11 protein-coding genes and 3 other RNA genes are annotated in these 13,633 nt (G+C 31.3%); 1 reads left to right on the top strand and 13 read right to left on the bottom strand.

The genetic code is table 11. The features are described 5' to 3' along the window. Window positions 1–35 precede the first annotated feature (35 nt). Entirely contained in the window at window positions 36–464 is a 429-nt protein-coding gene (locus OW730_RS18925) for an ATP-binding protein (RefSeq protein WP_271225616.1), read from the bottom strand. Continuing rightward, a complete protein-coding gene (locus OW730_RS18930; RefSeq protein ID WP_271225617.1) occupies window positions 457–810 on the bottom strand; it encodes a hypothetical protein in 354 nt (117 codons plus the stop codon). The genes OW730_RS18925 and OW730_RS18930 overlap by 8 nt, the downstream gene beginning before the upstream one ends. A gap of 322 nt (window positions 811–1,132) precedes the next feature. On the opposite strand from OW730_RS18930, the gene OW730_RS18935 reads away from it, so the two are divergent. Then, the gene (locus OW730_RS18935; RefSeq protein ID WP_271225618.1) at window positions 1,133–1,903 is read left to right on the top strand and encodes a GNAT family N-acetyltransferase; all 771 of its coding nucleotides are present in this window, start codon (window positions 1,133–1,135) and stop codon (window positions 1,901–1,903) included. A gap of 262 nt (window positions 1,904–2,165) precedes the next feature. On the opposite strand, the gene hydF is transcribed toward OW730_RS18935, so the two are convergent. The 11 genes from hydF to OW730_RS18990 form a co-directional block, all read right to left on the bottom strand. Continuing rightward, window positions 2,166–3,362, bottom strand: coding sequence for a [FeFe] hydrogenase H-cluster maturation GTPase HydF (gene hydF / locus OW730_RS18940; protein WP_271225619.1), 1,197 nt, complete (start codon window positions 3,360–3,362; stop codon window positions 2,166–2,168). A 381-nt stretch (window positions 3,363–3,743) separates the two neighbouring features. Next, window positions 3,744–5,159: a [FeFe] hydrogenase H-cluster radical SAM maturase HydG gene (gene hydG, locus OW730_RS18945; protein WP_271225620.1), complete on the bottom strand. Its 1,416-nt coding sequence runs from the start codon at window positions 5,157–5,159 to the stop codon at window positions 3,744–3,746. Between the two features lie 14 nt (window positions 5,160–5,173). Next, the gene (locus OW730_RS18950; protein WP_271225621.1) at window positions 5,174–5,419 is read right to left on the bottom strand and encodes a TM1266 family iron-only hydrogenase system putative regulator; all 246 of its coding nucleotides are present in this window, start codon (window positions 5,417–5,419) and stop codon (window positions 5,174–5,176) included. Between the two features lie 725 nt (window positions 5,420–6,144). Beyond that, window positions 6,145–6,484, bottom strand: an RNA gene (gene rnpB, locus OW730_RS18955) — RNase P RNA component class A. Window positions 6,485–6,558: 74 nt separating this feature from the next. Beyond that, window positions 6,559–6,898: RNase P RNA component class A (gene rnpB, locus OW730_RS18960), an RNA gene on the bottom strand. Between the two features lie 74 nt (window positions 6,899–6,972). After that, window positions 6,973–7,313, bottom strand: an RNA gene (gene rnpB / locus OW730_RS18965) — RNase P RNA component class A. A 353-nt stretch (window positions 7,314–7,666) separates the two neighbouring features. Then, the gene (locus OW730_RS18970) at window positions 7,667–8,467 is read right to left on the bottom strand and encodes a Nif3-like dinuclear metal center hexameric protein (protein WP_271225622.1); all 801 of its coding nucleotides are present in this window, start codon (window positions 8,465–8,467) and stop codon (window positions 7,667–7,669) included. Continuing rightward, window positions 8,451–9,146 (bottom strand): tRNA (adenine(22)-N(1))-methyltransferase, encoded by a 696-nt coding sequence (locus OW730_RS18975; protein WP_271225623.1) that lies wholly within the window; start codon window positions 9,144–9,146, stop codon window positions 8,451–8,453. Before OW730_RS18975 ends, OW730_RS18970 begins: the two co-directional genes overlap by 17 nt. 133 nt (window positions 9,147–9,279) lie before the next feature. After that, the gene (rpoD, locus tag OW730_RS18980) at window positions 9,280–10,356 is read right to left on the bottom strand and encodes an RNA polymerase sigma factor RpoD (protein ID WP_271229599.1); all 1,077 of its coding nucleotides are present in this window, start codon (window positions 10,354–10,356) and stop codon (window positions 9,280–9,282) included. A 53-nt stretch (window positions 10,357–10,409) separates the two neighbouring features. After that, on the bottom strand, window positions 10,410–12,176 hold the full coding sequence (gene dnaG, locus OW730_RS18985; RefSeq protein ID WP_271229600.1) for a DNA primase: 1,767 nt from the start codon (window positions 12,174–12,176) through the stop codon (window positions 10,410–10,412). A 191-nt stretch (window positions 12,177–12,367) separates the two neighbouring features. Continuing rightward, complete coding sequence (locus tag OW730_RS18990) at window positions 12,368–13,393, bottom strand: deoxyguanosinetriphosphate triphosphohydrolase (RefSeq protein ID WP_271225624.1); 1,026 nt, start codon at window positions 13,391–13,393, stop codon at window positions 12,368–12,370. Between the last annotated feature and the right edge of the window lie 240 nt (window positions 13,394–13,633).

Below are 13,633 nucleotides of genomic sequence, written 5' to 3' on the forward strand. Positions count from 1 at the left end.
TTAAAATAGTATTTTAGTATATTACATAAAGATTTTTATAGGTATATTACTAACTTTATCTCTGTCCCTTTTCCTTTACACGACTCTATTTCAAATTCATCACTGTTTCTCTTTATGTTTGGTAATCCCATTCCAGCACCAAATCCCATATTCCTTGCATCATCTGACGCCGTAGAGTATCCCTCTTTCATTGCTAATTCAATATCTTCAATTCCAGGACCTACATCTATAAACTTCATTTCTATAGAATCTTTAAATATAGTTGCTTTAATCTTTCCACCTAAAGAATGAATAACCATATTCATCTCAGCTTCATAACAGGCAACACATATTTTCTTAACTATCTTGCTGTCTACTCCTAACTGCTGCATTACATTTTTAATCTGACTTGCACTTTCTCCTCCTCTTATGAAGTCTCCAGCAGTAACCTCAAACTCATAAGACAAGAGTTCTAATTTACTCATATAAATCTATCCCTTTCATTCCGGCATTATATAAGGTACCACAGGATTCAAAAAGCGTTAAAGTAGTTTTTAAAAGTATAATCTCCTTATCACGAGCTAATTTCACTACATCATTTGCAGGCTCTTTACCTCTAACAAATATCACACATTTGATATCTTTCATTTCCGCAGTTCTTATAGTTTGAATATTAATCAACCCAGTAACTAAAATAACATCCTCATCAACAAGCGCTAAAACATCACTCATTAAATCACATGCAAATATTTTTTTAAACTCTACATCATCACAATCAATATCCGTGAGAAAACTTGCATTTAACAACTCTTTAATCTGAGCCAGCCTCATTTTTCCATCCCCCTAATTCTTCTCTTTTAATCTTTATAACATCATTTCTTTCTTTTTTCAATATTTTCTGATAAATCAATAGAAAACATTTTATTTATTTCATCTTTTAGATATACAAAGCCTTAAAATGCACCTAAATATTTGAAAGCAATACAATAATTATCTATAATTTAGTACACCTACTTTTCTAGTATATTTTAATATATGACACACAGTTGTCAAGTTACATTTGATACAATTATTATATCAAAATTGTGAAAATCTTAAAAACTAGAAGAAATACTTGAATTGAACAAATCTATATCATAGAAAGGAGAAAAAAATGGATTTTATAACATTGACAAAGGATAATATAGAAAATGAACATATCTGCTGTGCTTTTTCTGATAAAAAGAGTATAGAAGGATATAAAGCAAAAAAGCAGTGGCTTGAAAAGCAAATTAAAAACGGATATGTATTTATAAAATTAAATGAAAGAGCTAAAGTATTTATTGAATATGCACCTTCAGAAATAGCATATCTACCTGTCCATGCTCCTAATTATATGGTAATAAACTGTTTTTGGGTATCTGGTAAATATAAAGACAATGGATACGGAAAAAAACTACTTAATAAATGTATTGAAGATAGCAAGAAAAAAGGAAAAGATGGAATAGTTATTTTATCCAGTGATAAAAAAAGACCTTTTATGTCCCATAAAAAATTCTTCTTAAAACACGGCTTTGAGAAATGTGATATTGCTAAACCTTATTTTGAACTATTATATTTAAAACTAAAAGATGAAGCTGCAATACCTCAATTTGAAGAAACCACACGAAATGCAACCTGCCACAACAATGGTGGATTTAAAGTTTATTATTCAAATCAGTGTCCATATATGAACTATTATATTGATTTACAATCTAGAATCGCAAAAGAGGAAGGATATATTTTTGAAAAGGTACTTATAGATAGTAGAGAAAAAGCTTTTAAAAACCCTTCCCCCTTTACTATTTATTCATTATTCTATAATGGAAATTTCATAACTCAAGAACTCACTGCTGAGAAGAAATTTAGAAAAATAATAGAAGAAGCGAGTAAAAGAAATGTATAATGGAGAATGATGGATGTTTCTGCATTCGCAGAAACTACATTGTATTGTTCTTTAGAACAATAGGTGTTCACTCATTTTATATTTATATAAAATATTGTACTTACAGTACAAGGTTTCATCACTGATGAAACGAGTAAACTCTTTATCCAAAGAACAACAAAATTAAAATTTCACGAAGTGAAATATCCATCATTCTCCATTCTCAATTCTACATTATCCATTATGTTTTCAAAAGTTTTTCAACCTTAAATTTTTCAATGTTCTACTTAGAATTCATTGCTTTCATAACTCTCTGAAGCATTCCTTTCATATGAGCAATAGCAACTCCGTAATTAGTTATAGGAATTCCACTTTCTTTAGCCTTTTCAATCCTTGTTACCATCTGTTTTCTATTAAACATACACGCTCCACAATGAATGATAAGTTTAAACTGAGATAAATCTTCTACAAAATCACACCCAGCATTTATTTGAATATCTAGTTCTGCCCCTGTTCTCTCTCTTAACCAGTTAGGAAGTTTTTCTCTTCCTATATCACCTTTCAAGGCATGATGAGTACAAGCTTCTGCTATTAAAACCTTATCTCCATCCTTCAAATTGTCTATTTGCTCTGCTCCTTGAACAAGTTCTTCTAGATCCCCTTTGAATCTAGCCATCAAAATTGAGAATGAAGTTAAAGGCACATCTTCATCTAAAATTTCATTTACCTTCTGGAATACTTGAGAATCAGTTATAACTAAGTCTGGTTTTCCTTTTAAAACTTTTAAAGAATCTTCTAGTTCAGTTAGCTTTACAGTTAAAACCATAGCATCTCCATCTAACAAATCTCTTATAGTTTGAACCTGTGGTAAAATCAATCTTCCCTTTGGAGCTTGAATATCCTGTGGTGCCACTAACAACACCAAGGCTTTACTCTTAACTAAATCTCTAGCAATATATTTCATTTCGTAATCTGATGGAGCATTTTTTATTATTACTTTTTTTAACTCATCAATATTCCTTTTCTCTTTTGCACTAACTGATATGAAAGGAATGTTAAACTTTTCTTCATATCCATTCAAATCTTTTTCCATTATATCTAATTTATTAAGAACCCCTATTACAGGAATATTTCTTTTTTTAAATTGCTCCAACCAATCTTCCTCATATGAAAATTCGTCATCTTCAGGAGCGAAAACAACAAGAGCAATATCTGTCTTATCCAAAACCTCTCTTGATTTTTTAACTCTTAGCTCCCCTACTACCCCTTCATCATCAAAACCAGCAGTATCTATCATAGTAACTGGACCAATAGGCAATAATTCCATAGCTTTATATACTGGATCAGTTGTTGTACCTGCCAAATCAGAAACAAGAGCCATTTCTTGCCCAGTAATAGCATTAATCAAACTGGATTTACCACTGTTTCTTTTCCCGAAAATCCCAATGTGTAGTCTATTGGCTTTTGGTGTCTTTATCATAAAATTCCTCCCACTACTTAAATATAGCACTCTAGGAGTGCACAATAAAAATTAAAAACCTTGAACGAACTTGACAATTGAAAGTTGACAGTGGACAACGATGGATGTTTATGCTTTCGCAGAAACTACATTACATTGTTCTATAGAACAAGAGGATTTCACTCATTTTATCTTGAGATAAAATATTGTGTTTTAAGGACAATGTTTCATTAATAATGAAACGAGTAACCCTCTATTGCCCAAGGAACAATAAAATTAAAATTTCTCGGAGAGAAATATCCTTCGTTTTCAACTGTCCACTTTCCACTTTCAACTAATAGTTTTAATCTTCCCAATTAACTTTTCTAACCAATCTTCAGAATTTTTATTGTTAATACAAGATTAAACTCTAAGGTCTCTCTCCCCGTCTTCTAATCTTTTAATATATCTTTTAGTTAGTTCTCTAGCTGATTCTTTTGGTATGGCTTCAATAGCTTCTTTGATTTTCTTCTCTCCAATCTCTCTTAACTCTTCATCTCCGTAATCTAGGATATATTCTTTTAGCGTTAAGATAGCATTCGGTTGACAAACATTGTGTATTTGTCCACTCTTGGCTAAAGGCATAAATCTATCACCAGTTCTTCCTTCTCTGTAGCAAGCTGTACAATAACTAGGCAGATAACCGTCTTTTAATAGCCCTTTAAGAACCTCCATAGGTGTTCTATGGTCTGCAACTTCAAACTGCGGCTTATTTTTAAGTAAACCTTCATTATACTCTTCCATATATCCACCAACATCTGTACATGATCCTGCACTAACTTGTGATATTCCTATCTTTAATAATTCTTTTCTAAACTTCGCAGACTCTCTAGTTGAAAGAATTATTCCAGTGTATGGTACTGCTAATCTTATTATAGCAACAACCTTCTTAAATGTTGCGTCATCAATCACATGTGGGAATTTTTCTAAATCTACCCCTTCTGCTTTTCTCATTCTTGGAACTGAAAGTGTATGAGGACCCACTCCAAACTCTTGCTCAAGATGCTCACCATGCATAAATAATGCTATAGTTTCATATTTATATTCATATAATCCATAAAGAACTCCCATACCAACATCATCAATACCAGCTTGCATTGCTCTGTGCATAGCTGTAGTATGCCAATTATAATTATGCTTAGGCCCTTGTGGATGCATTTCTTCATATCTTTCCTTATTATATGTCTCTTGGAAAAGTATATAAGTACCTATATCTGCATCTTTTAATCTCTTATATTCATCAACAGTTGTAGCAGCAACATTAACATTAACCCTTCTTATGCTTCCATTATCAAGTTTTACTGAGTATATCTTCTTAAGACATTCAATAATGTAATCCAAATCACAGTTTACTGGATCTTCACCTGCTTCTAGAGCTAATCTTTTATGACCTAATGACTCTAATACTTTAACCTCTTTTTCAAGCTGATCCATTGTAAGCTTTTTTCTTCTTAAATTCTTATTTTCATGTTTGTAACCACAGTAAACACAATTATTCACACAATAGTTACTTACATATAATGGCGCAAACATTACAATTCTTTCACCATAGATTCTATCTTTAATATATCCTGCAATATTATAAATTTCTTCAAGCAACTCTTCATCTTCTACACTTAAAAGAACTGATGCTTCCCTATGATTCAGCCCCTTTAGTTCTTTAGCTTTTTCTAGCAAACTTTTTACATATTCCTTGTCTGTAGCTTTTTCTTCACCATACTTTATACATTCAAAAATTTCATCATTTTTAATAAAATCATCATATCTATATTCTTTCATTAAAATCCCTCCACTTACTTTTTAGTTATTGCTGACTTAACTTTTAAACCTTTAATTTTCCCTAGTTGACCTGTTAAGGAACTAATATTATCCATGGTCCCATCTACTATCAATGAAATTACAGAAATCCCCTTATCCTTATAAGGAACTCCCATACGCCCAACTATTATTTCAGCGTGCTCATGTAACCTTTCATTAACCTTATCTACGACCTCTGTATCTTCAATTACAATACCAACTACACCCACTCTTTTTTCCATAAACTCACCGTAACTTTCCTCTATTTTTTATTTCTTTAGAAATTGCATTAGTTTAATTTCTCTCTAAGATATAACTCCATTATGTTAACAAAATTACATGTGATAATTTCTTTAAAACCTTTTCAATTTTTAAAGAATAAAAAAAGGCTCCCAAAGGAGCCTATAATTACAGAATTATATCCTACTCCTCCTTTCCAAATTGTTTAGATTTTTCCTTACAAATGGGATAGAGAAAATACTTATCCATCCATTCAGAACTTCCAAATGAACCGATATGCCACTATGTATTTATTAATAATAATTATTTCTACTTTCATTATACTGGATTACTTCACATTCTTCAATATAATAAGATAATATTTATTTGTATATATTTTGAATTTTTTTTATTTTTCACTTGCATTCACCTTACAGAGATGTTATAATTAATTTAAGTTTAAGGGTGCTTTACCTTACAGCATGGTAAGGTATCTTACATAATTAAACTTGCAATCAATACCCTTTTTAAATATATTGTTTCATACTTTTCCTCTGACCCAATTCATTGGGTCATTTTTTTTATTCATTTTTACATATACTATTAGCAAAAGAATCAAACCCAATTTAACTTGGGCTTTTTTAATTTTATCTCAATGTTCTCTACTACCTAACGCTACCTATATGGTATAAACAAAAATTCATTACAAAGAAAAAAACACCCTCTTAGGGGTGTTACACTCTTTTTTTATGCGACCAAACCTATAAGCCGAGTTCTGTATTAGACAATCATCTATCTAGGTTTATTGTTACCAATAAACTCAAGCGATACACTCGAAGACAGGACGGGCCGTCCTATAATGTCTCCTTCGACCTTGCACCAGGTGGGGTTTACATAGCCACATAGTCGCCTATGTGCTGGTGAGCTCTTACCTCACCTTTCCATCCTTACCACATAATGTGGCGGTTTATTTCTGTTGCACTTTCCTTAGAGTCGCCTCCACTGGGTATTACCCAGCACCCTGCCCTATGGAGCCCGGACTTTCCTCTCCTATAATTACTTATAGCAGCGATTGTCTGGTTTACTCGCATTCATATAATAACATATTAAATTCTATAAATCAAAATAAAATCCCACCCACTCTTGGGTGTTTTAACCATTTCATGCGACCAAGTCTATAAGCCGAGTTCTGTATTAGACAATCATCTATCTAGGTTTATCGTTACCAATAAACTCAAGCGATACACTCGAAGACAGGACGGGCCGCCCTATAATGTCTCCTTCGATCTTGCACCAGGTGGGGTTTACATAGCCACATAGTCACCTATGCGCTGGTGAGCTCTTACCTCACCTTTCCATCCTTACCACATAATGTGGCGGTTTATTTCTGTTGCACTTTCCTTAGAGTCGCCTCCACTGGGTATTACCCAGCACCCTGCCCTATGGAGCCCGGACTTTCCTCTCCTATAATTAATTATAGCAGCGATTGCCTGACTTACTCGCACAGTTATAATAACATATTAATCTTAATAATTCAAAATAAAAAAACATCCTGTCTTGGATGCTAAAACCAATTTTTGCGACCAAACCTATAAGCCGAGTTCTGTATTAGACAATCATCTATCTAGGTTTATTGTTACCAATAAACTCCAGCGATACACCCGAAGACAGGACGGGCCGTCCCATATGTCTTCCTATCGATCTTGCACCAGGTGGGGTTTACATAGCCACATAGTCGCCTATGTGCTGGTGAGCTCTTACCTCGCCTTTCCATCCTTACCACATAATGTGGCGGTTTATTTCTGTTGCACTTTCCTTAGAGTCGCCTCCACTGGGTATTACCCAGCACCCTGCCCTATGGAGCCCGGACTTTCCTCTCCTATAATTAATTATAGCAGCGATTGTCTGGTTTACTCGCATTCATATAATAACACACTAAAAGTATAAAATCAAATTTAATTTCTATATTATCATAAATTATTTTTCAAAAATCACGTACTTTTAAAAGAAATGTAGAATTGAGAATGATGGATGTTTCTGCTTACTCAGAAACTATATTATATTATTCAATTGAAGAATAGACTTTTACTCATTTTATCTAAGATAAAATATTGTATCTATAAATACAATGTTTCATTCTTAATGAAAAGAATAAACACTTATTGACCAAAAGACTATAAGATTAAAATTTCTCGAAGAGAAATATCATACATTATACATTATACATTATACATTTTCAATTCTCAATTCGCCTTTTATTAGTTTTTATATTATTTGTATTGATATGGGTTTACGCAGCGTTCACTAAATAACAACTCACCTTCAAATCCATTATCACCAAGTTCTTTCTTTAGCTCTTGACAGTATTCTTTAAAGATTTTCCACTCAATTTCAAAGTGTCCACCATCAATAATACAAACACCCATTTCATTATAGTCACTAATATAATGGAATGTTGTATCCCCTGTTATTATACAGTCAGCACCTTTTTCTATAGCACTTAAAATAAAATCTTGACCACTTCCATTTATTATGGCAATCCTTTTGACTTTTTTATTTAAATCACCACATACCCTAACTTTTTCTATTTCAAATATTTTTTTAACACTTTCTATATACTCTTCAAAACTCACAGAGGAATCCAAATCACCAATTCTACCTATGCCATAATCCTCTGCAGAAACATTATTTAAAAGCTCGCCCTCATTCCCAACAGCTAGTTCACAAGCAATTTTATTTAACCCCTTAGGCGCAGAGTCCAAATTGGTATGAGCTGAGTATACAGCAATATCATTTTTAATTAAGGAAAGTAACTTTTCCCCTTGCAAAGTATCTGTTGTTATTTTTTTTGGCTTTAAAAACAATATAGGATGATGATTAAAGATTAAATTACATCCCTTGGCTTTTGCTTCCTCTATCACACTCTTTGTACAATCAAGGGATACTAATATATTTCTAATTTCTTGATTTTTGTCACCAACCATAAGCCCAATATTATCATAACTCTCTTTCATATAAGCTGGTGCATCTTTCATAATCCTCTTATGAAAATCATTAATTGAGAAGCTCATTTAATTTTTCCTCCAATAATCTATTTTTATTAAGAAGATATTCTTTTTTTCTTCGCCCATTTTCAGAATCAATATTTATATAAGACATAACTTTCTTATTCTCACTGATCTTATGTTTTATATATGCTTCAACCGTATTATTTCCTAACTCAATTAACTTATCACTAATTTCATAGGATATTTCATCATTTTTTCTTTCTACCCCATCATAGATTACTTTAATTATCTCATAGAATATATTATTATCTATGCATAAATTCTCTTGTAGAATTTTATATCCATTTTCAACCAAAAACTTTCTTAAGACTTCCGGATTTTGAGTTGGCTGCAGTATCATTTGAGGTGTAGTCTCCGCGATTTTTCTGCTTTTTAAAAGAATATCTCTTATTAAATTTCCACCCATACCAGCTATTACAATACAGTCTGCCTCTCCCACTTTCAAAGTCTCAAGACCCGAACCTAATCTACATACAATCTTTTCATTCATATTATATCTTTCAATATTTGTACGAGCCTTCATTAAAGGCCCCTTATTAATATCACTAGCTATAGCCCTGTTTACTTTATTAATTTTTATAGCCTTTATAGCTAAGTAACCATGATCAGTACCTATATCAGCTAACCTTTCACACTTATCTATCATATTAATTATTTCATCAAGTCTTATACTAATTTCCATTAATTTCTCCTTTTGTTTAAATTGCCGCATATTCAAATAAATATTTAATAACAAGTTTATTTTATGTTATTATTCAATGACTTATTATTTAAATTCATATATGTAAGATAAAAGCACCATAAAATTACGGCGCTTAATCTAAATAATCCTTTAGTTTTTTACTTCTACTAGGATGTCTAAGCTTTCTTAAAGCTTTTGCTTCAATCTGTCTTATTCTTTCTCTAGTAACATTGAATTCTTTTCCTACTTCTTCCAACGTTCTCGCTCTACCATCATCTAATCCAAACCTAAGTTTTAATACCTTTTCTTCACGAGGAGTTAATGTATCTAAAACATTAATCAATTGTTCTTTTAACATTGTAAACGCAGCAGCTTCTGATGGCGCTGGCGCTTGCTCATCCTCAATAAAGTCACCTAAATGACTATCTTCTTCTTCACCAATAGGAGTTTCTAAAGAAACTGGCTCCTGCGCAATTTTCATTATTTCTCTTACCTTTTCAACAGGCAATTCCATTATTTCAGCTATCTCTTCTGGCAGTGGTTCTCTTCCTAGTTCCTGTAATAACTGTCTTGATACTCTTATAAGCTTATTAATTGTTTCTACCATATGCACAGGTATTCTAATAGTTCTTGCTTGATCAGCAATAGCTCTAGTTATCGCCTGTCTTATCCACCAAGTAGCATAAGTACTGAACTTATACCCTTTTCTATAATCAAACTTCTCTACTGCTTTAATAAGACCAAGATTTCCCTCTTGAATTAAATCAAGGAACATCATACCTCTACCAACATATCTTTTAGCTATACTAACAACTAATCTTAAGTTAGCTTCTGCTAATTTTTTCTTAGAGTAATAATCCCCTTCTTCAATTTTTTTAGCTAGGTTAACCTCATCTTCTGGAGATAATAATGGAACTTTACCTATTTCTTTAAGATACATTCTTACAGGATCATCAATAGCAATTCCCTCTGGAACAGTCAAATCCCCAAGTTCCTTCTCATCTTCCTCAGCTGCACCAGTATCTTTTTTCACTGCTTTGGTAGGTTTTATTTCACCTATAACTTCTATATTCAACCCTTCAAGAGTCTCATAGATTTTTTCTATCTGCTCAGGAGTTAACTCAACCTCCTCTAGCTCATCCATGATCTCCTTGTATGTTAAACTACCTTTTTTTCTGCCTTTATCTATTAAATCTTTGACCAACTTCATTTTTTCTTTTTTATTCTTCACGGTAGTTTTGGCCTCCTTTCATTGGTAAAAAATCAGATTAATTCATCTATTCCTCTAATCTCCATTGCTAACTTCATACATTTATCAATATCACCGATTTTTTCACTTTCTTTCAGTTCTTGTATTAACCTATTTTTTCTCTGAATAAAGTTATACTTCTTTATCTCTTTAATACAATTATCAATAAATGCTTCTTTTTCATCATCAACCATCTTTATATTAATTTCTTTTATTCTAATAAGCTCACTTATAACATCAACATTTTCAGTTTTACCTTCAATGTATTCTATTTTATTTTCTATGTTATTTTCATGAAGCTCTCCTAATAATTCAATTAACGAAACATGAATATCATCATTAAACTCTTCTTTTTTAATTTTTTCCATTATTTCATAATAAAATTCTTTTTTTAGCATTAAATTTAATAAACTTTTTTCAGCCTTTAAATATGCAGGTTCTAAATATAAGTTTTGACTATTTCTTCCATTTTCATTCCTTATATTTATATTTTTATTTTGAAATTTTAATATACTGTTAATTTGATCATAAAACTTCTGCTCATTAATTCCTGTTTCAGCAGAAATTTTCTTAACATAAATCTCCTGTTCTATAGGAGAGGCTTTTGCCAATATCTTTGCTGTAGCTTTTAGAAATTTTAATTTACCATCCTGTGTTTTTAAATTAAACTTATCTCCCTCCATTATTATTCTATACTCCATTAATGAACATGCATTATCTAACAATTGTTTAAACTCTTCTGTTGAATGCTTCATTAAAAACTCATCAGGATCTTTACCATCTGGAATTCTAAGTATTTTTATTTCAAATCCATATTGTTTTAAAATTTCTATACTTCTTGCTGCAGCTTTTTTTCCAGCATCATCACTGTCAAAGCATAATACCACAACATCTACATATCGTTTTAAAAGTTTTGCTTGTTCAGGAGTAAAAGCAGTACCTAAAGATGCAGCTACATTGGTAATACCGCTTTGATGTATAGAAAGAAAATCCATATATCCTTCAACAATAACAATCCTTCTATCTCTTATGTCTTTACTCTTTATAGCAAAATTAAGTCCATATAAGTTAGTACCTTTTTTAAAAACCAAGGTCTCTGGACTATTTAAATATTTTGGAAGAGAGTCATCCAAAACTCTTCCACCAAATCCTATTACATTCCCCTTAACATCAAATACAGGAAACATGATTCTATTTCTGAATTTATCAAAATATGTTCCTTTTTTACTTTTAGAAATAAGTCCCGCTTCTAATAAATCCTGTTCAGAGAATCCTTTTCCTTTCATTACATTAAGAAGATCATTCCAGCTATCATTTGAAAATCCTAGTCCAAATTTTTTTAAAGTCTTTTCCTTAATCCCTCTGTCTAAAAAGTACTTTTGTGCTTTAGAATTTTTTCTAAGATTATAATAAAATAATCTAGCAGCTTCAGTATTGAGTTTATACAAGCGCTTCTTTTTTTCATAATTAACATCTTTTTCCTTGCGGAATTCTTGAATCTCAATACCTACTCTGTCAGCTAAGTATCTGCACGCCTCTGGAAATGAACGATTTTTTGTCTTCATTATATACGTAATAACATTTCCAGCTTCTCCACATCCAAAACATTTATAGATTTGTTTTTCTCTAGACACAGTAAACGATGGTGTTTTTTCTCCATGAAAAGGACACAAGCCTTTGTAGTTGGTTCCTGCTCTCTGAAGTTTAACATCATCTGAAATAACGTCCACTATGTCATTTTCTTCTTTAATTCGTAATATAATATCTTCTGATATCAAAATTAATCACCCTACTTTTATTCTTAATAGAGCACAGACTTAATACTTATTCGACATAATATGCCTATAATCCTCTTTTTTTATGATTATTTTCACAAAAAGTTATTTGAATAAGATATTAAAAATTTCATTGCTATATTACTATTCTTTATTTTTTCTCAATTTCCTTCAATTTATTGTATTTTTTTTATTTCTTAGAAAATTACATACTTAGGTACATATATTTTATTAAATAAATGAATACAATAATCATCACTCATACCTGCTATATAATCTACAACTCCTCGTTCTATACCTTCACGCTCTGAAATACTTCTATAAAACTCAGGCATCTCTTCTAAATTATCTTTAAAATACTTAAAAACTTGCTCAATAACAAATTTCGCCTGTTCTCTCTCTCTTTTTAAAATATCCCCTTTATATACATTCTTAAACATAAAACCTCTTAATTCGTGCAAAGCATCCTGCACTTCAAGGCTCATACTAATTTTTTTATTTTTTTCTTTTATATTTTTTTCAGTAACATTTATTACATCCTTAACTAAACAATCAATCCTATCCCCATGATTTTTTCCTAAAACTTTAATTGCATCAATTGGAAGCATTTTTTCATCCAGGAGCCCAGCTCTCACAGAGTCATCTATATCATGATTAACATAAGCTATTTTATCTGATATCTTTACGATCTGCCCCTCAAGAGTCTCACTTTTAAACCCATCTCTACTTAAACCACTATGATGTAAGATTCCATCAAGCACCTCATGAGTTAAATTCAAGCCTTTCCCATGATTTTCCATTTTCCTTAGAACTCTAATACTGTTTATATTGTGTTTAAATCCATCACTTAGAAGCTCATTTAATACTTCTTCCCCATTATGAGCAAAGGGAACATGACCTATATCATGCCCTAATGCAATAGCTTCAATTAAATCACAATTTAACATCAATGCTTTACCAATAGTTCTAGCAATTTGCGAAACCTCAAGAGTATGCGTTAACCTCGTTCTATAATGATCACTATCCGTCTTTATATAAACCTGCGTTTTGTGCTTAAGCCTTCTAAAAGATTTGGAATGAATAATCCTATCCCTATCAACCATATATGCAGTTCTTAAAGTGCATGGTTTCTCATCATTTTCCCTTCCTTTACTTTTAACTGAAAAAGCCGCTAAGTCGCACAATATTGTTTGCTCTTGCTTCTCAAGGTATTCTCTAATCATAAAATCACCACTTTTCTAGGTATTTTTCATAGATAGATATATTATTATTTCAAAATTAGAAATACATAACTAGTTTAATTCTCTATATAATCTTATTCTATCCTTAATGAACAATTCCTTTTCATTTTCATTTTTTATTCTTTAACAAATTTTAAATTTCATTAAGAAATTTAATTTCTATAATATTACATCCATACAACTGTATTCTTAAAAATGCAATTTCATGTGAAAAATTTATAA

The organism is Oceanirhabdus sp. W0125-5, assembly GCF_027938815.1.
In the GTDB taxonomy this organism is placed as follows: Bacteria; Bacillota; Clostridia; order Clostridiales; family Clostridiaceae; genus Oceanirhabdus.

Excerpts from the sequence above, each read along its gene's own strand:
- OW730_RS18950 (WP_271225621.1), bottom strand. The coding sequence starts at position 5,419 with ATGGAAAAAAGAGTGGGTGTAGTTGGTATTGTAATTGAAGATACAGAG.
- OW730_RS18970 (WP_271225622.1), bottom strand. The coding sequence starts at position 8,467 with ATGAGCTTCTCAATTAATGATTTTCATAAGAGGATTATGAAAGATGCA.
- OW730_RS18990 (WP_271225624.1), bottom strand. The coding sequence starts at position 13,393 with ATGATTAGAGAATACCTTGAGAAGCAAGAGCAAACAATATTGTGCGAC.
- OW730_RS18930 (WP_271225617.1), bottom strand. The coding sequence starts at position 810 with ATGAGGCTGGCTCAGATTAAAGAGTTGTTAAATGCAAGTTTTCTCACG.
- OW730_RS18935 (WP_271225618.1), top strand. The coding sequence starts at position 1,133 with ATGGATTTTATAACATTGACAAAGGATAATATAGAAAATGAACATATC.
- hydF (WP_271225619.1), bottom strand. The coding sequence starts at position 3,362 with ATGATAAAGACACCAAAAGCCAATAGACTACACATTGGGATTTTCGGG.
- OW730_RS18925 (WP_271225616.1), bottom strand. The coding sequence starts at position 464 with ATGAGTAAATTAGAACTCTTGTCTTATGAGTTTGAGGTTACTGCTGGA.
- rpoD (WP_271229599.1), bottom strand. The coding sequence starts at position 10,356 with ATGAAGTTGGTCAAAGATTTAATAGATAAAGGCAGAAAAAAAGGTAGT.
- hydG (WP_271225620.1), bottom strand. The coding sequence starts at position 5,159 with ATGAAAGAATATAGATATGATGATTTTATTAAAAATGATGAAATTTTT.
- OW730_RS18975 (WP_271225623.1), bottom strand. The coding sequence starts at position 9,146 with ATGGAAATTAGTATAAGACTTGATGAAATAATTAATATGATAGATAAG.